Annotated in this window: 15 protein-coding genes; 7 read left to right on the plus strand and 8 right to left on the minus strand. The window is 63.6% G+C overall.

The features are described 5' to 3' along the window. Positions 1-69 precede the first annotated feature (69 nt). The 4 genes from YY7_RS0130585 to YY7_RS0130600 all read left to right on the plus strand — a co-directional run bounded on the left by YY7_RS0130585 (position 70) and on the right by YY7_RS0130600 (position 4444). A complete protein-coding gene (locus YY7_RS0130585) occupies positions 70-672 on the plus strand; it encodes a K(+)-transporting ATPase subunit C (protein WP_028166555.1) in 603 nt (200 codons plus the stop codon). A gap of 42 nt (positions 673-714) precedes the next feature. Next, positions 715-3438 (plus strand): sensor histidine kinase, encoded by a 2724-nt coding sequence (locus tag YY7_RS0130590; protein ID WP_028166556.1) that lies wholly within the window; start codon positions 715-717, stop codon positions 3436-3438. Then, on the plus strand, positions 3435-4124 hold the full coding sequence (locus tag YY7_RS0130595; protein WP_028166557.1) for a response regulator: 690 nt from the start codon (positions 3435-3437) through the stop codon (positions 4122-4124). The genes YY7_RS0130590 and YY7_RS0130595 overlap by 4 nt, the downstream gene beginning before the upstream one ends. A 68-nt stretch (positions 4125-4192) precedes the next feature. Continuing rightward, complete coding sequence (locus YY7_RS0130600; RefSeq protein WP_028166558.1) at positions 4193-4444, plus strand: DUF6496 domain-containing protein; 252 nt, start codon at positions 4193-4195, stop codon at positions 4442-4444. Positions 4445-4675: 231 nt separating this feature from the next. Here YY7_RS0130600 and YY7_RS0130605 read toward each other — a convergent pair whose 3' ends face one another. Continuing rightward, positions 4676-5560 (minus strand): Ku protein, encoded by an 885-nt coding sequence (locus tag YY7_RS0130605; RefSeq protein WP_028166559.1) that lies wholly within the window; start codon positions 5558-5560, stop codon positions 4676-4678. A gap of 110 nt (positions 5561-5670) precedes the next feature. On the opposite strand from YY7_RS0130605, the gene ligD reads away from it, so the two are divergent. Then, positions 5671-8346 (plus strand): DNA ligase D, encoded by a 2676-nt coding sequence (gene ligD, locus YY7_RS0130610; RefSeq protein WP_028166560.1) that lies wholly within the window; start codon positions 5671-5673, stop codon positions 8344-8346. A gap of 212 nt (positions 8347-8558) precedes the next feature. Here ligD and YY7_RS58640 read toward each other — a convergent pair whose 3' ends face one another. After that, positions 8559-8723 (minus strand): DUF3309 family protein, encoded by a 165-nt coding sequence (locus YY7_RS58640; RefSeq protein WP_080663914.1) that lies wholly within the window; start codon positions 8721-8723, stop codon positions 8559-8561. A gap of 160 nt (positions 8724-8883) precedes the next feature. On the opposite strand from YY7_RS58640, the gene YY7_RS0130620 reads away from it, so the two are divergent. Next, positions 8884-9195: a polyhydroxyalkanoic acid system family protein gene (locus tag YY7_RS0130620; protein ID WP_028166561.1), complete on the plus strand. Its 312-nt coding sequence runs from the start codon at positions 8884-8886 to the stop codon at positions 9193-9195. Between the two features lie 67 nt (positions 9196-9262). Here YY7_RS0130620 and treY read toward each other — a convergent pair whose 3' ends face one another. The 6 genes from treY to YY7_RS0130650 are packed head-to-tail and all read right to left on the minus strand — an operon-like array spanning position 9263 to position 23293. Then, positions 9263-12037, minus strand: a complete 2775-nt coding sequence (gene treY, locus YY7_RS0130625) for a malto-oligosyltrehalose synthase (RefSeq protein ID WP_028166562.1) — start codon at positions 12035-12037, stop codon at positions 9263-9265. A 4-nt stretch (positions 12038-12041) separates the two neighbouring features. Next, positions 12042-13799, minus strand: a complete 1758-nt coding sequence (gene treZ, locus YY7_RS0130630; RefSeq protein WP_028166563.1) for a malto-oligosyltrehalose trehalohydrolase — start codon at positions 13797-13799, stop codon at positions 12042-12044. Then, positions 13796-15871: a glycogen debranching protein GlgX gene (gene glgX / locus YY7_RS0130635; protein ID WP_028166564.1), complete on the minus strand. Its 2076-nt coding sequence runs from the start codon at positions 15869-15871 to the stop codon at positions 13796-13798. The genes treZ and glgX overlap by 4 nt, the downstream gene beginning before the upstream one ends. 3 nt (positions 15872-15874) lie before the next feature. Further along, a complete protein-coding gene (gene glgB, locus YY7_RS0130640; RefSeq protein ID WP_028166565.1) occupies positions 15875-18022 on the minus strand; it encodes a 1,4-alpha-glucan branching protein GlgB in 2148 nt (715 codons plus the stop codon). After that, complete coding sequence (gene treS / locus YY7_RS0130645; protein WP_028166566.1) at positions 18019-21330, minus strand: maltose alpha-D-glucosyltransferase; 3312 nt, start codon at positions 21328-21330, stop codon at positions 18019-18021. The genes glgB and treS overlap by 4 nt, the downstream gene beginning before the upstream one ends. A 13-nt stretch (positions 21331-21343) precedes the next feature. Continuing rightward, positions 21344-23293, minus strand: coding sequence for an alpha-1,4-glucan--maltose-1-phosphate maltosyltransferase (locus YY7_RS0130650; protein WP_028166567.1), 1950 nt, complete (start codon positions 23291-23293; stop codon positions 21344-21346). A 200-nt stretch (positions 23294-23493) separates the two neighbouring features. Between YY7_RS0130650 and malQ the strand changes: the two genes are divergently transcribed. Next, entirely contained in the window at positions 23494-25440 is a 1947-nt protein-coding gene (malQ, locus tag YY7_RS0130655; protein WP_028166568.1) for a 4-alpha-glucanotransferase, read from the plus strand. The last annotated feature ends 66 nt before the right edge of the window (positions 25441-25506 follow it).

Raw genomic sequence — 25506 nt, forward strand, 5'->3', positions numbered from 1 at the left:
ACGATCTTGCCCCGCGGCCCGATGGATGGCTTCGCTTCGCTCGCAATGACGAGAATTAGGAGAGACAACATGCTTAGAGAAATTCGTCCAGCCATCGTCCTTCTGCTGTTGTTGACGGCCGTCACGGGCCTCGCCTATCCGCTCGCGATCACCGCCATCGCTGGCGTGATCTTTCCGTCAGAGGCGCAGGGCAGCCTGATCGAAAAGGACGGCAAGGTCATCGGCTCCGCCCTGATCGGTCAGGAGTTCAAGGAGGACAAATACTTCCACGGCCGGCCGTCGGCGACGCTGGCGCCGGATCCGAACGATTCCTCCAAGACGGTGCCCGCGCCCTACAACGCGGCGAACTCCGGCGGCTCCAACCTCGGCCCGACCAGCAAGGCGCTGAACGACCGTATCAAGGAGGATGTCGAGAAGCTGAAGGCGGAAAATTCGTCCCAACCGGTGCCGATCGACCTCGTCACCACCTCGGGAAGCGGCCTCGATCCCGACATTTCGCCGGAGGCGGCGCTCTTCCAGGTGCCGCGGGTGGCAAAAGCGCGCAACCTGCAGGAAGCGCAGGTCCGCCAGCTCGTCGAAGCCAACACCAAGGGCCGTTTCATCGGCGTGCTCGGCGAGCCGCGGGTGAATGTCCTGGCGCTTAACCTCGCTTTGGACGGCGCTTCGAAATAAAGGCGGCTAGGCCGAATGACGTGACGCGACTATATTTGCTCTATGGCAAATGAGCATCGCGACCCTGAGAAGCGACCCTCGCCGGACGCGCTCCTGGAAGCCGCCCAGCGAGAGAACGATGCGTCCGGGCGGCTGAAGATTTTCGTCGGCGCCGCTCCCGGCGTCGGCAAGACCTACGAGATGCTGCAGAGCGCGCATGCCAAGCTCAAGGGTGGCGCCGATGTGGTGGTGGGTGTTGTCGAGACCCACGGCCGGGCTGAGACCGAGGCGCTGCTGCAGGGGCTCGAAGTAATCCCGCGCAAGCGGATCAGTTACAAGGACCAGGTGCTCGAGGAGATGGACCTGGATGCGCTGATCGCGCGCCGGCCGCAGCTTGCCATCGTCGACGAGCTCGCCCACACCAACGCGCCCGGCAGCCGGCATCCGAAGCGCTATCTCGACGTCGAGGAACTGCTCTCCCACGGCATCGACGTCTACACCGCCGTCAACGTCCAGCACATCGAAAGCCTCAACGACGTCGTCGCCCAGATCACGCATGTGCGGGTGCGCGAGACCGTCCCGGATTCGATCTTCGACCGCGCGGATGCAATCGAATTGATCGACCTGCCGCCCGACGATTTGATCCAGCGATTGAAGGAGGGCAAGGTCTATGTGCCCAAGCAGGCGGAGCGGGCGCTTCAGCATTATTTCTCGCCCGGCAACCTGACCGCGCTGCGCGAACTGGCGCTGCGGCGGACGGCCGAGCGGGTCGACGAGCAGCTGCTCAACCACATGCAGGCCAATGCCATCGCCGGTCCCTGGGCCGCGGGCGAGCGCATCCTGGTCTGCGTCAGCGAGGATCCACGCGCCGCCGGCCTCGTGCGCTACGCCAAGCGGCTTGCCGATCGCCTGCACGCGCCCTGGACCGCGATCAGCATCGAAACCCGGCGCAGCCTGCAGCTCTCTGACGAGCAGCGTGACCGGCTCGCCGATACGATGCGGCTTGCCGAATCGCTTGGCGGCGAGGCGCTGACGATCCCCGCCGTGCATCGCCGCATCGCCGATGATCTGATCAGTTTCGCGCAGTCCAGCAACGTCACGCATGTCGTGATCGGCAAGTCGTCGCGCTCGCGGTGGTTCGAGATCCTGCGCGGCTCCGTGGTGCACGATCTGGTGCGGCGCGCAGGCAATATCAGCGTGCACGTGATCGCCGGCGAGGATCTGCCTACCGGCCTCGACAAAGGGCCGGCGGTGCAGACGGCGGCGCGAACCGAGCCGTTCAACCTCAGGCCTTATTTGTACTCGCTCCTGATCGTCGGCCTCGGGCTCGGCGCTGCCGAACTTGTTCACCCCCGCTTCGGTGTCGAGAACGTCGATCTGGTGTTCCTCACCGCCGTCGTCGTGGTGGCCGTGCGCTATGGCCTGTGGCCGTCGCTGCTCACCAGCGTCGTGGCCTCGCTGTGCTACAATTTCTTCTTCCTGCCGCCGGTCTACACCTTCACGATCACCGACCCGACCAATATCGCGGCGTTCTTCTTCTTCATGCTGATCGCGCTGCTCGTCTCCAACGTCGCGGCGCGGGTGCGGGTGCAGGCCGATACCGCGATCAGCCGCGTGCGCATGACCGAGTGGCTTTACGCCTTCAGCCGCAAGCTCGCGGGCACCGCGACCCTGGACGACGTATTATGGGCGACCGCCTACCAGATCGCGCTGATGCTGAAGGTGCGCGTGGTGCTGCTGCTGCCGGAAGAGGGCTTGCTCGTCGTCAAGGCCGGCTATCCGCCGGAAGACCAGCTCGACGACGCCGATCTTGCGGCCGCGAACTGGGCCTGGTCGAACGATCGGCCGGCCGGCCGCGGCTCGGACACGTTGCCGGGCGCCAAGCGCCTGTTTTTGCCGATGCGGACCGGCCGCGGCCTGATCGGCGCCATCGGCATCGACAATGACAAGACCGGCCCGCTGCTGACGCCGGACCAGCGGCGGCTGCTGAATGCGCTGGTCGACCAGGGCGCGCTCGCGATCGAGCGCGTGCTGCTGGTCGAGGACATGGACAAGGTCAAGCGCACCGTCGAATCCGAGCGCCTGCGCTCAGCGCTCCTGACCTCGATCTCGCACGACCTGAAGACCCCATTGGCCTCGGTACTCGGCGCCGCCTCGACCATGCGCGATCTCGGCGGCAACCTCACGGATGCGCAGAAGCACGATTTGCTCGCGACCGTGATCGACGAGTCCGAACGGCTGAACCGCTTCATCGCCAATCTGCTCGACATGACCAAGCTCGAATCCGGCGCCATCGTGCCGAACACGGCGCGGCATGATGTCGGCGAAATTGTCGGCAGCGCGCTGCGCCGCGCCGGCAAGATCCTGGTGCGGCACAAGGTTTCGCTCGATCTCGCCGCCGATCTGCCGATGCTGGAGCTCGACGCGGTGCTGTTCGAACAGGTGCTGTTCAACCTGCTCGACAACGCGGCCAAATACGCTCCTGCCGACACCACGATCTCGATCCGCGGCCGGCGGGATCGTGATTCGATCGTGCTGCAGGTCATGGACGAGGGCAGCGGCATTCCGCCGACCGAACTCGAAAGCATCTTCGACAAGTTCTACCGTGTGCAGAAGGGCGATCATGTCCGCCCCGGCACTGGCCTCGGTCTTGCGATCTCCCGCGGATTCGTCGAAGCCATGCATGGCACGATCTCGGCCGCCAACCGCACCGACCGGAGTGGCGCCGTGCTCACCATCCGCCTGCCGATCCCGGCGGCTACCGCTGCGCTGGATACCGCTGCATGAACGCGACACCGATCAAGGTCCTGGTCATCGATGACGAGCCGCCGATCCGCAAATTGTTGCGGATGGGGCTGAACACGCAAGGGTACGAAATTCTCGAGGCCCCCAACGGCAAGGCCGGACTGGAGATGCTCGCGCAGGGGCCCGCGCTGATCATCCTCGATCTGGGCCTGCCTGATATCCAGGGCCACGACCTCCTACGCATGATCCGCGCGCGCAACGAAAGCGTGCCGATCGTGGTGCTATCGAGCCGCGGCGACGAGGCGGGCAAGGTGCAGGCGCTCGACCTCGGCGCCGACGATTATCTAACCAAGCCGTTCGGCATGGATGAGCTCTTGGCACGACTGCGCGCGGCGCTGCGCCATCAGTTGCAGGTGCAGGGTGAACGGCCGGTGTTTCGCACCGGTGATCTCTCGGTTGACCTCGTGCGCCGCATCGTCAAGGTCGGCGATCGCGAGGTGAAATTGTCGCCAAAGGAATATGAGCTGCTTCGTGTGCTGGTGCAGCACGCGGGCAAGGTGCTCACACATCGTTTCCTGTTGAAGGAATTGTGGGACGAACTCACCGATGCGCAATATCTTCGCGTCTATGTGCGTCAGCTTCGGCAGAAGATCGAGGCTGATCCCGAGCGTCCGCAATTCGTGCTGACAGAGACTGGGATAGGCTATCGCTTGCGCGCGGCGGACTGAGGCGAGTTGCAGAGGCGGAACTTTTTCGGAGTGAGGAAATTAATCTCCCTCAACCGGGAGGAATGCCAATGGCACGAAAATATTCCAGGAAAGCATCCGGCGACGTCAGGCGCGCGATGAAGAAGCGCAAGGCCGGCACGTTGAAGAGCGGCCGCTCAGGCCGCAAGGTCAAGAGCCGCAAACAGGCGATCGCGATCGGACTTTCGGAAGCGCGCGCCAAAGGCAGGAAGGTGCCGAAGAAGGCGTCGAAGAAGAAAGCTTCCAAAAAGAAAACGACGAAGAAGCGGAAGAGCAGCAAGAAGCGGAAGACGAAGCGCTAACTTAAGCTCCCGCCGCTCTACCTGTTTGCTCCGTCGTCGTCCCTGCGAAAGCAGGGACCCATAACCACAGGGAAGGGTTGTGGTGCGAGCAAGCAGTTGGAGCGGAGCACATAACAACTCCCTGTGGTTATGGGTCCCGGGGCAAGCCCGGGACGACACCGGAATTGTGGAGACGGCGCCATTCCAAACCGCGACCATTTCAATGGCTGCCTGGCTCGACGGTCGCTATGACTACCCCGCCTTGCGTGCACGCGCGGTCGAGCGATGCGCTTTTCGCGCTGCGCGGCGGCGGGAGGGCTGGCGGCGGGCGGTGGAATGGCTGCGCTTTTTGGCTGCCGAGCGGCCCTTCAGGCTCTGCTTCAGCGCATCCATCAGGCTGACGACGTTGCTCGGCCGCTCCTCGGGCTCCGGGGCCTCAATCGGCTTGCCGGCCGCCTTGCGTCGCACCAGTGCCTTCAGTGCATCCTCATAGTCGTCCTTGAATTTCGAGGGGTCGAAATGCGCCGCCTTGCTGTCGAGGATGTGGCCGGCGAGCTCGACCATATCCTTGGTGATCTTCGGCGTCTTGATGTCGTCGAAATAATCGGCCTCGTCGCGCAGCTCGTAGGGATAACGCAAGGTGGTGCCGAGCAGGCCCTTGCCGAGCGGCTCGATCGCCATGACGTGCTCGCGGTTGGTCAGCACGATCCGCGCCAGCGCGACGCGGTCCTGGTCCTTCATCGCGTCACGGATCACAGCGAAAGCGTCGGCGCCGGCCTTGCCGTCGGGCGCGATGTAATAGGGGTGGTTGAGATAACGCTTGTCGATCTCGTCCTTGGGCACGAAGCTTTCGATGTCGATTGTGTGGTTGCTCTCGATCTGGACGGATTCGAGCTCCTCCGGTTCGATCTCGACATATTTCCCTTTCCGTAGCTCATAGCCGCGCGCCTTCTGGTCGGCTTCGACGATGTCGCCGGTTTCGGCGTCCACCATCTGCTGCTTCAAGCGGTTGCCGGTCTCCTTGTTGATCATGTGGAAGCGGGTTTTCGCGACCGACGTCGAGGCCGGATACAGCAGCACCGGGCACGCCACTAGCGACAGCTTCAAGGTGCCTTTCCAATAGGCGCGAGGGGCCATTTCATTCTCCGGATATCTTGGAGTATGGGAACTTCAACCGATGCGAGGGGTTTTGGTTCCTGGTATATACCGCCGCAAGGCGGCGACCATTTGCGTGAGGTGCACCCGTGCTGCAGAGAAACCTGTCCACCTATCGCAAGAAACGCGACTTCTCCAAGACCGACGAGCCCTCCGGCGAGGTCAAGGTTGCGCCGTCCAAACAGCGCCGCTTTGTGATCCAGAAGCATGACGCCACGCGGCTGCATTACGACCTCCGACTCGAAATGGACGGGGTGTTCAAGTCGTGGGCGGTGACCAAGGGTCCCTCGCTTGATCCGCACGACAAGCGGCTTGCGGTGGAGGTCGAGGACCATCCGCTCGACTATGGCGATTTCGAAGGCACCATTCCGGAAGGCCAGTATGGCGGCGGCACGGTGATGCTGTGGGATCGCGGCTATTGGGAATCGGACGATCCCGCAGCCGGGTTCAAGAAAGGCGATCTGAAGTTCACCCTGGATGGCGACAAGCTGCATGGAAGCTGGGTGCTGGTGCGGATGCGCGGTGATCGTTTCGGCGGCAAGCGCACCAATTGGCTGCTGATCAAGCATCGTGACGAATACGCCAGCGAGGACGGGGAAAGCATCCTCGATGAGGACCGATCCGTCGCCTCCGGCCGCACCATGGAGCAGATCGCGGCCGGCAAGGGCAGGGCGCCGAAGCCGTTCATGCTGGCGAAGAATGGTCGCGCGAAGGCGAAGGCCGATGCGGTCTGGCAGTCCAATCGGGAGGAGACCGGCGCGGCGCGTCCGAGGACGAAAGCGCCGGCGCCCAAAACGCTGGCGTCGAAGTCGCGCGCTTCCGCCAAAGCCAAAGCAAAGAAGATCGAGCCAAAGAAGGTCGAGGCGATGCCGGACTTCGTTGCACCGGAGCTCTGCACGTCCGTCGATCGTCCACCCGGCGGTGCGGGCTGGTGCCACGAGATCAAGCTCGATGGCTACCGCGTGCAATTGCGGGTCGAGGACGGCGAGGCCACGCTCAAAACCCGCAAGGGTCTGGACTGGACCGACAAGTTCGGTGCGATCGCGAAAGAAGGCGGCAAGCTGCCTGATGTGATTGTTGACGGCGAGATCGTCGGGTTGGATAAGAACGCCATACCGAATTTCTCGACGCTGCAGGCGGCGATCTCGGACGGCAAGACCGATGATCTGATCTTCTATGCCTTCGACCTGCTGTTCGCCGAGAATGAGGATCTGCGCGCGCTGCCGCTGGCCGAGCGCAAGGCGCGGCTGAAGCGGCTCCTGGAAGCACGAAAAGGCAAGGGCAAGTTGATCCATTATGTCGAGCATTTCGAGAGCGGTGGCGATGCGGTGCTGGAGTCGGCCTGCAAATTGGAGCTTGAGGGCATCGTCTCCAAGAAGTTGGACGCGCCCTATCGCTCCGGCCGCTCCGAGCTGTGGACCAAGGCGAAATGCCGTGCTGGTCACGAGGTCGTGCTGGGCGGCTGGAAGACCACCAGCGGAAAATTCCGCTCGCTGATGGCCGGCGTCTATCGCGGCGATCATCTCGCATTCGTCGGCATTGTCGGCACCGGCTTTGGCCAGGACAAGGTCCGCCGGCTGTTGCCCGTGCTGAAGGCGCATGAATCCGACGAGAGCCCGTTCGGCGGCGAGAATGCGCCGCGCAAGGCGCGCGATATCCATTGGCTGAAGCCAGACCTCGTCGCCGAGATCGAATTTGCCGGCTGGACCGAGGGCGGCAATATCCGGCAGGCTGCGTTCAAGGGACTGCGGCAGGACAAGCCGGCCAAGGAGGTGGAGGCCGAAGAGCCGGCCAAGACCGAGATCGCCGAGCCGAAGCCGGGCAGGGCCGCGGCGAAGGCTGCGAAATCGGCTGCGGATAAATCCTCTGTTGTCATGGGCGTCGTGATCTCCAAGCCCGACAAGGAGCTGTGGCCCGACGCCTTCGACGGCGAGGGCGTGACCAAGCTCGATCTCGCGCGCTATTTCGAGACGGTCGGCGAATGGATGATCGTCCATCTCAAGGGCAGGCCGTGCTCGATCGTGCGCGCGCCTGATGGCATCAATGGCGAAAAGTTCTTCCAGCGCCATGCGATGCAGGGCATGTCGAACCTCTTGGAGCTCGCAAAGGTCTCCGGCGACCGCAAGCCCTATGTGCAGATCGATCGCATCGAGGGACTGGCGGCGGTTGCGCAGATCGGCGGGCTCGAACTGCATCCCTGGAATTGCGCGCCCGATATCTACGATACGCCGGGGCGACTGGTGTTCGATCTCGATCCCGCGCCGAACGTCGAATTCGCAGACGTCATCGAGGCCGCCAAGGACATGCGCCAGCGGCTCTCAGCGGTCGGCCTCGAGAGCTTCTGCAAAACCACCGGCGGCAAGGGCCTGCATGTCGTGGCGCCATTGCTGTATGGCGCAAAGGACCGCGTGACCTGGAAGGAGGCCAAAGCGTTCGCGCAGGCGATCTGCCAGTGGATGGCCGATGACGACCCCGAGCAATATCTGCTCAACATGTCGAAGAAGCTGCGCAAGGGAAAGATCTTCCTCGACTATCTGCGCAACGACCGGATGTCGACTGCGGTCGCTCCGCTGTCGCCACGCGCACGCGAAGGTGCCACCGTCTCGATGCCGCTGACTTGGGCGCAGGTGCGCGGCGATCTCGATCCGAAGAAGTACACGGTGCGCACCGTGCCGTCGCTGCTCGCGCGGAGCAAGGCCTGGGATGGCTATGACGATGCCGCCACGTCGATCAAGGCGGCGATGAAGAAGCTGGCAGCGAAGAAGTAGCGATGAGGTAGGTGGGCAAAGCGCAGCGTGCCCACCATTTCTTGCGGAGTGTGGATGGCGGGCACGCTGCGCTTTGCCTACCCTGCAGCCACCGTCGTCATGCCCCGCGAAGGCGGGGCATCCAGTATGCGGCGGCCTCTCGGCTTATGCATCGACGTCTCCGGAATACTGGATCACCCGCTTTCGCGGGTCATGACAGCGGAGAAACAGCGTCAGATCCTCCCGAGCAATAGCAGGATCAGCAGGATGACGATCACGAGTCCGAGCCCGCCGCCGCCGTAGTAGCCGGTGCCATAGAACGGCCCGCCGCCTACGCCGCTGAAGCCGCCCAGCAGCAGGATGATCAGAATGATGAGTATGATCGTTCCAATTGACATATAAGTCTCTCCTCAGCCCGGAGGGCCTGGTTGCCGCTTCTGCCCTTCTTGAGGAAAACGAACCTAATTCATGAAGGTTCCGGCTCTCCCGCCGCACGTATCGGCCTTCTGTTTAGCTGACGTGGCACTACATGCAGTTGATCAGAGGAGGAATTTTGCAATGTCTGCTCCATTGGTCGTTTCGATTCCGCATAGCCTTGGCCGCGAGGAAGCCATGCGTCGCCTGAAGACGGGACTCTCGCGCGCTGCGAACAGCGTGCCGGTGCTCAAGGTCGATGAGGAGCGCTGGGAGGACAATCGCATGGTCTTTCGCGTGCGCGCGCTCGGACAGGCCGCAACCGGTCACGTCGATGTCAACGAAGATAATGTCAATGTGGAAGTGACATTACCCTGGCTGCTGCAACGCTTTGCCGAAGTCGCGCAAACCGCGATCCGCAATCGGGGCCGTCTGCTGCTGACCAAACGCAATTGAAGCGCGGCGTATCCGCAGTGAACGCTGCGCTCCCTCTCCCGCTTGCGGGAGAGGTGGCGTCCCTTATTCAGGCGCGGACGCGCTTTCGGGTTGGCTTTAAGACGGCGGCGACTTTCGCCTTGAGGACGGCAACAGGCATATGCCTGAAGAGCGTGGAGAGCTGCAGCTCGTTCTCGCCGGCGTCGGTGACATAACCTTTAATCGTGACCGCGCCGTCGAAAGCCTCTGCTTTCGGCCAGACACGGCCGACTTCGGTGAAAGGCGCGAAGGACTTTGCAACGGCGACGATGACTGCATCCCGTTCCCATTGTCGCGCAAAGGCGATGATGTGATCGCGGTGTGCTCCACTCGTCTCCAGCGGCAGATAGTTGCCTTGCGTGAACACGTCGGGGAATTCGCTGCGAAGCCGCAGCAGGTGCCGGGTCCAGGCGAGCTTCAACCGACCGTCGGGCCATTGCTGGACAAGCTGCGCCCAGTCCGGCTCTTCCAACACGGCAAGCGCGGATGTGCGCGCGGCGAAGTCGACCGGACGGCGATTGTCAGGATCGACGAGGGAAAAATCCCAGAACTCGGTGCCCTGGTAGAAGTCCGGCACGCCGGGAAGCGTCGCCTTCAGCGTGAGCTGGCTCAGCGAATTCAGCGCGCCCAATAGCGACACCCGCCGTGCCAGGGCTTCCAGCGCGTTCAGGAAGTCGGCCGAGCGGGAACGGTCCAGGATACGCTCGAGGAACGTCTTGACCCCGGCCTCATAGACCTCATGCGGATTGAGCCAGCTCGTCTCCTGCTTGCCTTCGCGCGACGCTTTCAGCGCATAGGCCTGCATGCGCTCGAGGAAGCGGGGATCATCAGGTTGCCATGCGCCGAGCATTGCCTGGTAGAGCATGTATTCCGATGTCGCCGATGGTGCGCGAAATTCGCCTTCGACCACAAGGTGCGGCGCGTTGAGGACTTTCCAGCGCGATACCGCGCTGGTCCACTCACCGGGAATTTCAGCCAGCGCCAGGATGCGGGCACGAGCATCCTCGCCGCGCTTGGTGTCGTGGGTCGCGGTCGCGGTTATGCCGTGTGGCCCTTCATTGGCGCGCCTCTGCATCATCTGGTGAAATGCGTCGACCGACAGCGCTTTCGCGGCCGGATCGCCGCCGACTTCGTTCAGCGCGAGCAGGCGATGATAGCGGTAGAAGGTGGTGTCCTCCAATGACTTTGCCATCATCGGACCGGTGAATTGCTGCACCTTCTGCGCAAAGCGGCGGACGCGCGGCGCGCTGTGAGTGGCGCGGCCGGGCTCGATCAGGTCCATGGTCAGCGCGTCCTGGAGGAAATCGAAAATGCCTTCGTCGGCGGCGAACCAGTCGCCGCGCGCCCGCTCGATCGTGTGGGCGATCAAGGCTCGATCATGCGGCGTCGGGCCGGAGGCAGTGAGATAAGTGCGATAGACCGGGAAGTGCAGCACATAGAGCTCGAGCGCCTGCCGCAGGCTGTCGGCGGAAAAATCGCGCGTCGAGTAGTGGCCGTTCGCGATCCGCGCGAGCAGCCGCCACAGCACCGTGAACTCGCTGGTGAGCAGCGTCTCGAGCACGCGGCGCTTAGCTTCTTTCAGCACCGGCGCGAGCCTCGGCGAGCGGTTGCTGATCTGCCGCCAGATCTCGTCGAGCGGCGCCAGGCCCTTGCCGTCGACCAGGACTTGGGCGATCGCGTTCATCCATTCATAGCCGGTGGTGCCGTGAACGCCGGCAAGCGCGGGCAGCTTCTCATGCTCGCCGAGGATCTTTTCGATCACAAGATAGAACGGCCTGCCGCCGCCTTGCGCATGGCGGATCAGGCGGCGCAGCCGCTGGCAATATTGCGCGGGATCACACAAGCCGTCGATATGATCGAGCCGCAATCCCTGCAGCTTGCCTTCGGCGATCAATCGCTGCACGAGCAGGTGGATCGCCTCGAATGTGGCGGCATCCTCGACGCGGATGCCGGCGAGATTGTTGATGTCGAAGAAACGGCGATAGTTGATGTCGCTGGAGGCGAGCCGCCAATGGCCGAGCTTGTAGTGCTGGCGTTCGAGCAGATGATGCAGCGCGAGCGTTTGCGCCGGGCGGCCCTCGCCGGCGCGGTAGGCCGATAGCCCGCGCGCGATGATCTCGGCGGCATCTGCGATTGCCGTCAGTTCCGCCTTGAACCCCGGGGCTTCCTTCCGATTGGGATGCCGCAGTCCCGTGTAGCGCGACGCCAGCGCGAGGATGCCCTTGCCGGCATCGCTCTCGGCGGCGTCAGCCTCGCGCACGATCGTTCGCAGCACCTCGCCATAGCGCTCGGGTGCGATCGGCAGGCGGTGCTCGAAATACCAGGCGGAGAAGCTGCCCTCGCCGGCATCGTAGCGCAGCTCGATCTCGCCGCGCTCCAGCGCTTGCCCATAGGACGAACCTAGGATCGGCAGCAGCACGCCGCCGCGGGCGCGGTAGGGCAATTGCTCCCAGTCGATGTCGAAGGAGGCGGCGTGCGGCGAGGTGGGGCCCCACTCGAGCACGTCGAGCCACCAGGGATTGTCGTCGAAATGCACGCCAACATGATTGGGCACGAAGTCCAGGATCAGCCCGATATCGTGCTGCTTGAGCGCCGCATTTAAGCGCTCGAAACCGGCTTCGCCGCCGAGTTCCGGATTGAACTTGGTGTGATCGACGATGTCATAGCCGTGGGTCGAACCCTTGCGCGCCTTCATGAAGGGCGAGGCATAAAGATGCGTGATGCCGAGCGCCTTCAGATAAGGCACGACTTCGGCGGCGGCATCGAAGTCGAAATCGGCGGTGAGCTGCAACCGATAGGTCGCGATCGGAATCGCGGGGGGCATTCTTCTATCCGATGTGCCAGCACACCGACCAAGCGGGGATGTTATCGCCCAACGCGCTGCCCCAGATCAAAGTTCCCGTGGGCCGGTCTTTTGGCGTTGCAATCTCTCGGTTGCCGAGATTGGCGGTCAGCGACAGTTGCCTGCCGTCGCCCATGCGCCAATGCGCCGTCAGCAGGTCGGCCTCCGCCTGCGCGTCGCCGAAGCTGGCGCCGGCAAGCCGTGGCATGATTTCGCGGCGGCGCATCGCAAGCAGGCTCCTGACCAGCGCCAGCCGTGTCCGTCCCGGCTCGCGGTCGCGCTCCGTCCAATCCAGCACGGCCGACTGAAAGGTCGATTGCTGCAGCGGATCGGGAACCTCGTCGCCATATTTGGCATAGGCCCAGGCATATTCCTCACGCCGGCCCTTGCGGACGGCGTTGGCGAGATCGCCGTGGAAATCGCAGAAGAACGGAAACGGCGCCTTCGAGCCCCATTCCTCGCCCATGAACAGCATCGGCGTCATCGGCGCCAGCAGCGTGATCGCCAGCGCGGCCTCGATGGCTTTTGGATCGGCGAAGCTCTCGAGACGGTCGCCGAAGGGGCGATTGCCGATCTGGTCGTGGTTCTGCAGGAAGTTGACGAAAGAGGTCGGCGACAGCGCGCCGCTCGGCTCGCCGCGGCGGATGCCGCCCCAGAACGTCGAGACCTCTCCCTGGTAGACGTAGCCGGACGAGAGCGCGCGGGCGAGATCGTCACGCGGCGAGCGCTGGTAGTCGCCGTAATAGCCTTGCGCCTCCCCGGTCAGCATCACGTGCCAGACGTGATGATAGTCGTCGTTCCACTGCCCGCGATATTTGCCGCGCGGCGGGTCTTCGGTAGCATCGAGCAGGCTCGCACGATTGTCGCTGTTCTCGAGCACCAGGTTGATGTGCCGGCCGGCCTCCGCCGCAAGCCTGCCGACAGCGATGCTGAGATCATGCAGGATCGGAATTTCGCCTGTTTCCACGATGGTGTTGACGGCGTCGAGCCGCAGGCCGTCGAAGCGGTAGTCACGCAGCCAATGCACCGCGTTCCCGATCGCGAAGTCGCGCACTTGCTTGACGCGATAATCGATGGCGCTGCCCCAGGGCGTGTGCGCGTCGGTGAAGAAGCTGGGCGCGTAGCGGCCGAGATAATTTCCTTCGGGGCCGAAATGGTTGTAGACGACATCAAGCATCACCATCAGCCCGCGCTGATGGGCGGCGTCGATCAGCGCCTTCAAATCCTCCGGCCGGCCATAGGCGCTGTCGGGCGCGTACCACAGGACGCCGTCATAGCCCCAGTTGCGTGTTCCTGCGAAATCGGCGAGCGGCATCAATTCGAGCTCGGTGATGCCGCTCTCCACGAGATGGTCGAGCCTGTCGATGATCGCGCGATAGGTGCCTTCGGGTGTGAAGGTGCCGACATGCGCTTCGAGGACAACCGCCTCATGCCACGGCCGCCCGCGCCAGTCGGTGGCGCGCCATTGGAAAGCGTCGTGATCGATCACCTCGCTCGGGCCGAAGACGTCGTCGGGCTGGAACGCGGAAGCCGGGTCGGGGACGTCGACCTCATCATCGATGCGAAACTTGTAGCGCGCGCCAGCGGCGACTCCAGGGATTTCGACCTTGAACCAGCCATCGTCGCCGCGGCTCAGCGCATGCGGCTTGTCGAGCAGCACGTCGACGCGCTTGGCCGCCGGCGCCCACAGGCGGAACAGCGCGCCGTCCTTCGTCAGCAGGGGACCGAAATGCCGCTCATTCATGCCGAGCCCGCAAAGGCGAGCACCGAGCGGGAAGGCGCCTTGATGTCGGCGCCCGACGCGAAATCAACGGGCATCTGCTTGTTCTCGGTGGTGTTGAGCACCTGGCGCCAGTTCCTGTACTCGGGCATCACAGGCATCTTGAACGCGATCTCTTCCGGTGCGGCATTCAGCACAATAAAGATCGGCGCCTGCCCTTGTTCCATCGGTCCGAGCACATAAGAGAGAAAACGCCCTTCCGGGAAATTCCAGTCGGACTCCTTCATCTCTTCCGCCGCCGGCGTCAGCCACAGCACGCCGTAGGAGCCGTCGGCGCGGCGGCCATCCAGCCAGCGCTGCGAGCGAAGCTGGGCGAACTTGCGGCGCAGCTCGGTCAAATGGCCGACGAAATCGGTGAAGTCCTCGACCTCGTCGCCGAAATTGTCCCAATTGACCCAGCCGACCTCGTTGTCCTGGCAGTACGCATTGTTGTTGCCATCCTGCGAATTGCCGACCTCGTCGCCGGCGAGCAAGAGCGGCGTGCCCTGCGCCAATAGCAGGCAGGCGAGCTGGTTCTTCCGCAACTGGCGGCGCAGCGCGATGATGTCGGGATCGTCGGTCGGACCCTCGACGCCGCAATTGTTGCTGTGATTGTCGTTGGAGCCGTCGCGATTGTCCTCGCCATTGGCTTCATTGTGCTTCTGGTTGTAGCTGAAGAGGTCCATCAGCGTGAAGCCGTCATGCACGGTGATGTGATTGACGCTAGCGCGCGTCGCGCGATTGTCGTGATTGAACAGGTCCGATGAGGCCGTCATGCGGCGTGAGACTTCGCCGATCAGGCTGCCTTCGCCGCTCCAATAGCGCCGCATCGCGCTGCGATAGCGGTCGTTCCATTCCGACCATTGCGAGGGGAACGCGCCGACCTGGTAGCCGCCAAGGCCGAGGTCCCAGGGTTCGGCGACGAGCTTGACGGTGGAGAGCACCGGATCCTGCCTGACCGCGGTGAGGAAGGACGCGGCGCGGTCATAGCCGTTCGGTACGCGCGCCAGCGTGGTCGCGAGATCGAAGCGGAAGCCGTCGACGTGGCACACCTCGACCCAGTAGCGCAGCGAGTCCATCACCATCTGCAGCACGCGCGGATGGGTGAGCCTGACCGAATTGCCGCAGCCGGTGAAGTCGTCATAGTAGCGCGGATTGTCCGGCTTCAGCCAGTAATAGGAGGCGTTGTCGATGCCGCGGAACGACAGCGTCGGGCCCATATGGTTGCCCTCGGCGGTGTGGTTGTAGACGACGTCGAGCATCACCTCGATGCCGGCATCGTGCAGTCGCGCCACAGTGGTGCGGAAGGAATCGAGCGCATTGTCCTGCGCGTAGCGCGGCTCCGGCGCGAAGAAGGCGAGCGTGTTGTAGCCCCAATAATTGGCGAGCTTCTTCTCGACCAGGATGCGGTCGTCGATCAGGCCGTGGATCGGCAACAGTTCGATCGTGGTGACGCCGAGCCGCCTCAGATGATTGATCATCGCGGGCGAGGACAGTCCGCCATAGGTGCCGCGCAGGTTCGGCGCGACGTCCTCGCGCTTCTGCGTCAGTCCCTTGACATGAGCCTCGTAGATGATCGTGTCTTCCCAGGGGATGTGGGGACGGATTTCGCGGCGGCCCCAGTTGAAGGTCTCATCGACCACGACCGCCTTCGGCATGCCGCGGGCATTGTCGCGCCGGTCAAAGGAAAGGTCCTCGCGCGCGCTGCCGGTGCGGTAGGCGAAATGTGCATCGCTCCACACCAGCCGCCCCGCGAGCCGCTTGGCATAGGGATCGAGCAGGAGCTTGTTGGCGTTGAACCGGTGGCCGCGCTCCGGCGCGTAGGGGCCGTAGACGCGATAGCCGTAGAGCTGGCCCGGCGAGACGTCGTTGAGATAGCCGTGCCAGACGTCCTCGGTGCGCTCCGGGAGTTCGATGCGTTCGAGCTCGCGCCGGCCCTGGCTGTCGAACAGGCACAGCTCGACCTTCTCCGCATTCGCGGAGAACAACGCAAAATTGGTACCCCTTCCGTCCCAACTGGCGCCCAGCCGGGACGACGTTCCCCCAGTCAGTCGCATACGTCAGCTTTCAGGTACGAGGAAGATCGCAGCCAGCGGCGGAATGGTCAGGCTGAGCTCGGGCACAATGCCTTCATGCGTGACCACCTCACCGATATTGCCGACATTGCTGCCGCCATAGTGGGAGGAATCCGAATTCAGCACCTCGCGCCATTTCCCGGCAAAGGGAACACGAATGCGATAATCGTGATAGACGTTCGGCGAGAAGTTGACCACCACCAGGCAGCGCGAACGCGCGCTGTTGCCCTTGCGGATCCAGGCGAACACGTTGTGGTCGGCGTCATCGGTGATGACCCATTCGAAGCCGGCCGGATCGCAATCCAGTTCATGCAGCGCGGGGAGCGCGCGATAGAGCCGGTTGAGATCGCGGATCAGCGCCTGCACGCCGGCATATTTCGGTTGCGCGAGCAGATGCCAGTCGAGTGAATGTTCGTGAGCCCACTCGCGCTCCTGGCCGAACTCGCAGCCCATGAACAACAGCTTCTTGCCGGGATGGCCGAACATGAAGCTGTAATAGGCGCGCAAATTCGCGAAGCGCTGCCAGTCGTCGCCGGGCATGCGGCCCAGGATCGAGCGTTTGCCGTGCACGACCTCGTCATGCGAGAGCGGCAGGATGAAGTTCTCGGAAAAGGCGTAGTGCAGGCCGAACAGGATGTCGCCGTGGTGATACTTGCGGTGGACAGGCTCCTTGCCGATGTAGCGCAAGGTGTCGTGCATCCAGCCCATGTTCCACTTGTAGCCGAAGCCGAGCCCGCCGAATTCGACCGGGCGCGACACCTGCGGCCAGGCGGTCGATTCTTCCGCCGCGGTCGTCGCCTGCGGAAAGCGCCCGAACAGTTCGGTGTTGAAGCGGCGCAGAAAGTCGATCGCCTCCAAATTCTCGCGGCCACCATATTTGTTCGGGATCCAGCCGCCCGGCGGACGGCTGTAATCGAGATAGAGCATGGAGGCGACCGCATCGACGCGCAGTCCGTCGATGCCATAGCGGTCGAGCCAGAACAGCGCGTTCGAGACCAGGAAATTGGTCACCTCGGTGCGCCCGTAATTGTAGATCAGCGTGCCCCAGTCGAGATGGCGACCCTGCAGCGGGTTGGCGTGCTCATAGAGCGCGGTGCCGTCGAAATGGCCGAGGCCGTGCGGATCGTCCGGGAAGTGTCCGGGCACCCAGTCGAGCAGCACCCCTAACCCTTCGCGATGACAGGCATCGACGAGCGCAGCGAAGTCGGCCGGCGAGCCGAACCGGCTGGTCGGCGCGAACAGGCCGGTCGGCTGATAGCCCCAGGAGCCGTCGAATGGATGCTCGCTGACGGGAAGGAATTCGAGATGGGTGAAGCCCATGTCGCGCGCATAGGCCGGAAGCTGCTCGGCGAGCTCGCGATAGGTCAGCCACTCATTGTTGCCTTTGCGGCGCCATGAGCCGAGATGGACCTCGTAGATCGAGATCGGCGCGCCAATGCCGTTGATGCCTGGTGGCGCTGCCTGCGGATGCGGAATGTGGTCGAGGTCGACCACGATCGAGGCGGTCTTCGGGCGCAGCTCGGCGCCGAATGCCACCGGATCGGACTTCAGCGGCAGATGTTGGCCATTGGGGCCGATGATGTCGAATTTGTAGTGGTCGCCGGCGCGGGCATGCGGGATGAACAATTCCCAATAGCCAGGGCCGCGGACCCGCATCGGATGCCGCCGCGCATCCCAGAAGTTGAAATCGCCGACCACGCTGACCCGCCGCGCGTTCGGCGCCAGCACCACGAAGGCGACGCCCTCCACGCCGTCGAGCGTCATCGGATGCGCACCGAGCTTGTCGTAGATGCGCTGGTGGGTGCCTTCGCCGAGCAAATAGAGATCGAAGTCGCTCAACACCGGCGGGAAGCGATAGGGGTCGTCGAGATCGACGACATGGTCGCCGAAGCGGGCGCGGAGCTGGTATCGGCGCGAGCCGTTCGGCAGCGCGCCGGCGAACAGGCCAGCATCATGAATGCGCGCGAGCGGCGCGGTTTCGCCATGCTCGCCGATCGCCTCGACATTGGAGGCTTCCGGCAGGAAGGCGCGCACCACGCTCTGGTCGCCCTCGGAGTGGAGCCCGAGATAGCGGAAGGGGTCGGAATGGCGGCCCTCGATGATCGCGTAGGCTTCAGCAGGCAATCTGGTCATTGCGGCTCATGCGGTTGTTGCGCCAGGATACGGAGCATCCCGGTCAGCGGGACGCGCAGCCAGTCGGGCCGGTGCGCCAGCTCATATTCGATCTCGTAGAATGCTTTCTCAAGCAGGAAGAAGTTGAGCATCCGCTCCGCGGCTTCCGGATCGGCCGGCCACAAGGGCTGGCCCGCCATGGTCTCGCGATAGACGGCCAGGAACGTCGCGGTAGCCCGATCCCGCCAGTCGGCGAGCGCCAGCGCGAGCTTGCTTTGTTCGTCGGGTGCGACCTTGAGCGCCCTATCGAGCGCAGCGGTGACGGAGTAGTCGATCGAGCGGACTAGCCCGGCGACATCGCGCGCCGCCGGCGCCTTGCGCCGCCGCTCAGCGATGCTCCGCCGCGGCTCGCCCTCGAAATCGATGATGAAGATGTCGTCCTTGACGATCAGCATCTGGCCGAGATGGAAGTCGCCGTGATGGCGGATGTTTAGGCCGTCGATGTCTCCGGGCAGCAGCGCCTTCAGCCGGGCCGGCAAGCTATCCTGCTGCGCCAGAAACTGAGCCACCAGCGGGCGATCGGCCTCTTTCAGCGTATCCCGTCGCTGCGTCAGTGTCTCGAAAACGCGATCGGCACGGGCCAGGATGTCGTCGATCCAGCGCTGCACGTCTTCCGGCCTGGTCGGCTCCGGCACGAACTCGGGCAGGTCGCGGTTGCTCGCCAGCGCAATGTGCAGTTCGGCGACCCGTTTTCCCGTCTGCGCCATGTAGCGCAGATAGGAGATCTGCTGTTCGCTTTGCTTCGTCTCATGATTGGTCGCGAGCAGCCGCTGCTCCTCGACGAAGCGGTCGAGATAGGCTGATGTGACGGTCCATGCCTCGCCCTGGTTGGTGACAAAGGCGTGAACGATGCCGATCGCACTGTGCTTCTCACCCTCGACGAGCTCGACCGTGCCGAGCAGCGCCGGCGTGTTGGCGAAGCCCGCGACGTCGGTGAGGAAGCGTCCCATCTCGATCTCCGGATTGATGCCGGGCTCGAGCTTGCGGTAGATTTTGACGACGTAATCCTCGTCGACCAGCGCCGTGCTATTGGACTGCTCGGTCTCCACCGCGCGGATGCGCTGGGGCTGTTTGATCGGCTTGTCCGTGAAGCGGCTGGTCGGGCGGAATTCGAGGCGCAGCGCGATGCCGAGCTCCTCGTCCTCGACCGTCAGCGACTGCGCCAGATTGCGGAGCAACAGCGCGATGAAGATCTCGTCGGTCGCAACATCGAGCAGCGTGCCCTCGCGCGCGCCTTGCCGTACCGCGGCTAGGGCGCGCGGATTGTAGCGCTCGCGGTCGAAGCGCACCCATTCGATCCGGATCGGCAGCACGTAGCGTGAGGTGGCGCCGCGCCGAGTCGTCTCGAAGAAAGCGAGCCAGGGGCGGTTGTCGCCGATATCGCAGAAGGGAATCGCGGAGACGAGCTGCGGCTGGATTGCCTTCGACAAACTCTCCGGATACCAGCGCGCCCGCGACAGGTGGCCCGGCAGCACGTCGCGCTCGAACACACCGCGGGCACGCGCCAGCGACACCCAGGTCGAGTTCAGCGGCACGACCAGCGTCTCGAATTCCGGCACCGCGCGCCGCGGGATGGCGATGGACTTGTCCGGCTCCTGGAGCTGGAACCAGTAGAAGCCATACGGCGCGAGCGTGACCATGTAGGGCAGTTCGCCGATCGTCGGGAAACGCGTTCGGCCGAGCATCTCCAGGGGAATGCGTCCCTTGAAGGCGGAAAGGTCGAGCTCGGTCGCCTGCGCCGAGCGCGACAAATTGGCGACGCAGAGAATAACCTCGTCCTGATACTGCCTGACATAGGCGAGCACCGAGCGGTTCTCGGGGCGGATGAAGGTCATGGAGCCGCGGCCGAAGGCCAGCGTCGACTTGCGCACCGCGATCAGGCGTTTGGTGGCGCTGAGCAGCGACGACAGGCTGCGCGACTGCGCTTCCACGTTCACGGCCTCGTAGCCGTAGACGGGGTCCATGATCATGGGTGCGTAGAGCCGCGCCGGGTCGGCGCGGGAGAAGCCGCCATTGCGGTCCGGGCTCCATTGCATCGGCGTGCGGACGCCGTTGCGGTCGCCGAGATAGATGTTGTCGCCCATCCCGATCTCGTCGCCGTAATAGATGATCGGCGTGCCCGGGAACGAGAGCAGGAGCGAGTTCATCAATTCGATCTTGCGCCGGTCATTGTCCATCAATGGCGCGAGGCGGCGGCGAATGCCGACATTGATGCGGGCGCGGGGATCGTTGGCATAGGTCGACCACAGATAGTCGCGCTCGACATCGGTGACCATTTCCAGCGTCAGCTCGTCATGGTTGCGGAGGAACAGCGCCCATTGGCAACTGGCCGGGATGTCGGGCGTCTGCCGCAGGATGTCGGTGATCGGAAAGCGGTCCTCCTGCGCGATCGCCATGTAGATGCGCGGCATCAGCGGGAAATGATACGCCATGTGGCATTCGTCTTCCCGGCCGAAATATTCCTGCACGTCCTCCGGCCATTGATTGGCTTCGGCGAGCAGGATCTTGCCCTTGGCGTAGGTGTCGAGCTCGCGCCGCAGCAGTTTGATGATGGCGTGAGTCTCGGGCAGGTTCTCGTTGTTGGTGCCTTCGCGCTCGCAGAGATAGGGAATGGCGTCGAGCCGGAAACCGTCGACGCCGGTGTCGAGCCAGCGCTTCATCACCTGCACGATGGCGCGCACCACGCGCGGGTTGTCGAAGTTCAGGTCCGGCTGGTGCGAGAAGAAGCGGTGCCAGTAGAACTGGCCCGCTTCGGGGTCCCAGGTCCAGTTCGACTTCTCGGTATCGGTGAAGATGATCCGCGTGCCCTGGTATTTCTGGTCGGTGTCGCTCCAGACATACCAGTTGCGTGCGCTCGAGCCGGGATGGCTGCGGCGCGCGCGCTTGAACCAGGCGTGCTGGTCAGAGGTGTGGTTGACGACGAGCTCGGTGATGACACGAAGGCCGCGCTTCTTGGCTTCATGGATGAAGCGCTTGAAGTCCTTCATCGTTCCGAAATCGGGATTGATGTCGCCATAGTCGGCGATGTCGTAGCCGTCATCACGCCCCGGGGACGGATAGAATGGCAACAACCACAGCGTGGTGACGCCGAGATCCTGCAGATAGCCGAGCTTCTCGGTCAGCCCCGCGAAATCGCCGATGCCGTCATTGTTGCTGTCGGCGAAGGCCTTGACGTGGAGCTGGTAGATGATGGCGTCCTTGTACCAGAGCTCGTCCGCCGTCTCGGTGGCCACCAGTTCCTTTGTCTCGACCGCTGAAAGCACGTTCATGGCACCGCCCCCTTCAGGCCAGGCAGCGGAACAGCACCGCCGGATCGCGCATCGGGTCAATCCGCACCCGGATGCCGCCCCAGTCGAGTGCATGGCGTTCGCCCGTGATCAGGTTCTCGACCGCAGCGACGTGGCGGCGCTCATCGCCGGTGCCCGTCTGGACATCGCCGAGCGGCAGCCAGACTTCGTGGGCGTCGCGCGACAATGCAATTGCGACCGCAACCGTGTTGCTCCCGTCGACGGATTCCTTGACGAACCCGATTACGTTGCCGTCCTCGATGGGCAGGAAACGCAGATTGCTGGTCTGCTGCAACGCTGCGTTGGCGCGGCGCGCCAGGTTGAGGGCACGGATATAGGGCTTGATGTTGCCGGGCTTGTCCCAGTCACGCACCTTGATCTCGTATTTCTCGGAATCGAGATATTCCTCCCGCCCGGGGATCGGCTCGTGCTCCAGCAGCTCGAAACCGTTGTAGATGCCGTAGGTGCCGGACAGCGTCGCCGCCAGCGCCACGCGCGACTTGAACATCCAGGGTTCGCCGCCCTGCAGATGGAAGGGCAGGATATCGGGCGTGTTGACGAAGAAATTCGGTCGGTAGAAGTCGCGCTCCGGATAACGGGTGAGCTCGATCAGGTATTGCTCCAGCTCCCAGCGCTGGGTGCGCCAGGTGAAATAGGTATAGGACTGGGTGAAGCCGAGTTTTGCCAATCCCTTCATCAGCTTCGGCCGGGTGAAGGCTTCGGCGAGGAAGATCACGTCGGGATGGTGCAACTGCACCTGGTGGATCAGCCATTCCCAGAACGGGAACGGCTTGGTGTGGGGATTGTCGACGCGGAAGATCTTCACGCCCTGGTCGACCCAGAACAGGATCACGTCCCGCAGCGCATTCCACAGCGAGCCTGAATCCTCGCAGCCGAAATCCGGGTTGACGATGTCCTCATATTTCTTCGGCGGATTCTCCGCATAGCGCATCGAACCGTCGGGGCGCTTCTTGAACCATTGCGGATGTTCCTTCAGCCAGGGATGGTCCGGCGAACATTGCACCGCGAAGTCGAGCGCGACTTCCATGTTGTGCTCTCTGCATGCCGCGACGAAGGCGCGGAAGTCCTGCAACGTGCCCAATTCCGGATGGATGGCGTCGTGGCCGCCTTCGGCCGAGCCGATCGCGTAGGGGCTGCCGGGATCGCCTTCCTTGGCGGTGACCGCATTGTTGCGTCCCTTGCGGTTGATCTTGCCGATCGGATGGATCGGCGTGAAGTAGACCACGTCGAACCCCATCGCCGCGACGTCAGGCAACCGGTCGATGCAGTCGCGGAAGGTGCCGTGCTGTCCCTCGACTTTGCCCTGGCTGCGCGGGATCATCTCATACCAGGAGCCGAAGCGCGCCCGCGGCCGGTCGGCGACGAACGGGAAGAGCTGTGAGCGCGTCAGGTCGGGTCGCGACTGGCTTTCGGCCATCGCGTCCTGCAATTCAGGTGTGAGCAGGGCAGCCGGATCGCCGGTCTGGAGATAGGTCTCGCACTGCTTGAGGATGATGGCCGCAGCCGCTCGTCCGCCGGCCTGCGCCTTGGTCAGCATGCCCGCGCCTTCGATGGCATCGAGCGTCACATCGGTGCCGGCCTTCTGCTTCAGCTCAAAGCCGTGCCGCCAGGTGGCGAATTCGTCGGTCCAGGCCTCGATCGCATAGAAATAACGGCCGGGCGTGTCGGGGACGAAGGAGCCAAACCAGCGATCGTTCCCGTGCATGGTCATCGGCTCGCGCCGCCATTCGTGGTCGAGCTCGCCGCGCCAGATCAGTTCTGCAGCGACGATGTCATGCCCGTCGCGATAGACGTCGGCCCAGACCTCAACGGGCTCCCCCACGATGCGTTTCACGGGGTAGCGGCCGCCATCGATCAGCGGATAGACGTCTTCGATATGGAAAGTGCCGGCGGCACTCTCGACAGTTTGAGCGGTTTTGTTCACGGTGATGCCGCCATTGACAAGGAAATGACGCCCCCGTTGCGTGAAGGATACGCTCCGGACTGATATAGAAAGCCGCTCATGGGACATTGGTTCCCATGGAACGCCTCGAAGGACAGCGAGTTAAACGTCATCTATCCCCTTCCCGCATCTACATAATTTCGTGACCCACTCTCCCGGGTCATGTGCAAAGCGCGTGCCGAATGGACCCCTACGCCAAAGCCAGAGACCTTGGAATTACGACCGAATATATCGACGGTCAGGGCCACCGCCGTGTGACAGACGCGGCTGCGTTGAAAACGATCCTCGACGCCTTGCCGCCGCGCGAGCCACGCCGGTGGATCGATCAGCCGGTTGTCGTGCGGCGCGGCCGCCCGGCGCCCTCGGAGCTTTCGATCGACGCCAAGTTGCCGGTCGGATGGACGATTTCGGCTGGTGGCAAAATGATGGCGAAGGGTGAGGCGGGCGACCGGACGATATCCTGGCCGCAGGATTTGCCGGTCGGGGTGTACCAGCTCCGCCTGAACGATGCTGCCGGATCGACCGAAGAGCTGCCGCTGATTGTCGCACCGGAACGTGCCTTTGGCGGCGATTTCGACCGCTGCTGGCTGCTTGCGGTCCAGCTCTACAGCGTGCGTTCCGCGCGCAATTGGGGCATGGGCGATTTCACCGATCTGCGGGGCTTGATCGAACTCGCCCATCAATTGGGTGCCGGTGGTGTCGGACTTAACCCGCTGCATGCGCTGTTCGATGACCGCCCCAGTGATTGTAGCCCCTATTCGCCGAACAGCCGGCTGTTCCTCAACGCGCTCTATATCGACGTCGAGAAGCTGCCGGAATTCCGCGTCGATCCCAGCGCGAAGGACAAGCTCGCGCAACTGCGCGCCGGGGACATCGTCGACTATCGTGCGGTTGCGGCGTCAAAATGGCAGGCGCTGCGCTCCGCGTTTGCGAGCTTCAAGGCGAGCCCGACGCTCGAGCGCCGTCAGGACTTCGAACGCTTCAGGAGCGAGCGCGGGCCGCTCTTGTCGCGCTTCGCGTGTTTCGAGGTGTTGCGGAAAAAGTTCAACCAGCCCTGGTGGGAATGGCCCGAAGAATGGCGGCGGCCGGACGACGGCAAGTGCAGCCGCCTGCGCAAGGGCGCCGATTTCGGCGAGATCGAATTCGTCGAGTTCGTGCAATGGAACGCTGACCGGCAGCTTGCGGCATGCAAGGCGCTGGCGCACCAGCTCGGCATGAAGGTTGGGCTTTATCTCGATGTCGCCGTCGGCGTGCAGTCCGACGGCTTCGATGCCTGGAACGAGCAGGACGCGATCTCGCGCCTGCTCGGCGTCGGCGCGCCGCCGGACCCGCTCAACACCGCCGGGCAGGATTGGGGTCTTGCCGGCTTCAACGCCGCTGGCCTCGAAATGCGTTTCTTCGAGCCGTATCGGGAAATGCTGCGTGCCTCGATGCGCCATGCCGGCGCGATCAGGCTGGATCATGTGCTCGGCTTGAAGCGGCTTTATCTGGTGCCGCAGGGCTTCGGTCCGGAGAATGGCGCCTATGTGCAGATGCCGTTCGAGGCGATGCTGGCCGCAACCGCGCAGGAGAGCGTGGCGCATCGGTGCGTCGTGATCGGCGAGGATCTCGGCACCGTGCCGGACGGTTTTCGTGAGCAGATGAACGACTGGGGCATCTGGTCCTATCTCGTGATGATGTTCGAGCGCGACGACACCGGGGCGTTTCGCGGCACCGACCGTTACGCCGCCAATGCGCTCGTCACCTTCAACACCCATGATCTTGCGACCTATGCCGGCTGGCGCTCGTTCAGCGATTTGAAGCTGAAGCGTTCGCTCGGCATCGATCCGGGCGAAAGCGACCAGGCGCGCTGGCATGCGCTGGGCATGCTGGACGAGGTGCTGCGCCAGAATGGCATCGACCGCCATGATCTTTATTCGGTCGCTACTTTCCTCTCCCGGACCAGGTCCCGCCTGCTGACGATCTCGCTGGAGGACCTGCTCGGCCTGGTCGACCAGCCGAACATCCCCGGCACCGTCGACGAACATCCGAACTGGCGGCGGCGGCTGCCGGTGTCGATCGAGCATATTGCTTCCGCCATCGATGTCGAAGCACTGAAGAACGCCACGCGCGCACGGTCGTCCGCATAAACCTGGAGCATGATCCGCAAAAGTGGGAACCGGTTTTCCCTCGCGACTAAGGCGCGGCGTTTGCGC

The organism is Bradyrhizobium elkanii WSM2783, from assembly GCF_000472865.1.
GTDB lineage: Bacteria > Pseudomonadota > Alphaproteobacteria > Rhizobiales > Xanthobacteraceae > Bradyrhizobium > Bradyrhizobium elkanii_A.